Raw genomic sequence first — 362 nt, 5'->3', positions numbered from 1 at the left:
CAAGACGCTCCCGGCGGAATACGCCGAGCGCCTGCTGGAGGCGCAGGAGAACGGGGACGAGGCAGAGGCCCAGAAGGTGCTCGCCGAGTACCTCCAGGACGAGTACTTCCGCGAGGGCCGGGAGGGCAACGCCGGCGAGGTCGAGGTGTCGATCACCGACATCGACTTCATCGACGTGACCCTGCACTGACCACCCGCCACCTGCAGTCCCGGGACACCGTGACCGCGCAGTCCCGAGAGGAGGATGCCGTGCCGCACGAGCGGAGTGAGCAACTGCCGTGGTGGTCTGCCGGGCCGCCGCGATTTCAGTCTTCGTTCAGCTGGTTTGTGGTGGGGATGTCGGCCGGCCCCACCCTCAGCTC

General features: G+C 68.0%; 1 pseudogene. It reads left to right on the top strand.

The features are described from left to right. Positions 1 to 190: pseudogene (locus VR45_RS41120) on the top strand (XRE family transcriptional regulator); the annotation flags it as partial. Between the last annotated feature and the right edge of the window lie 172 nt (positions 191 to 362).

Source organism: Streptomyces sp. NRRL S-495, from assembly GCF_000966955.1.
In the GTDB taxonomy this organism is placed as follows: Bacteria; Actinomycetota; Actinomycetes; order Streptomycetales; family Streptomycetaceae; genus Kitasatospora; species Kitasatospora purpeofusca.
The sequence above is the reverse complement of the archived record's forward strand: the minus strand, read 5'-3'. Positions and strand labels throughout refer to the sequence as shown.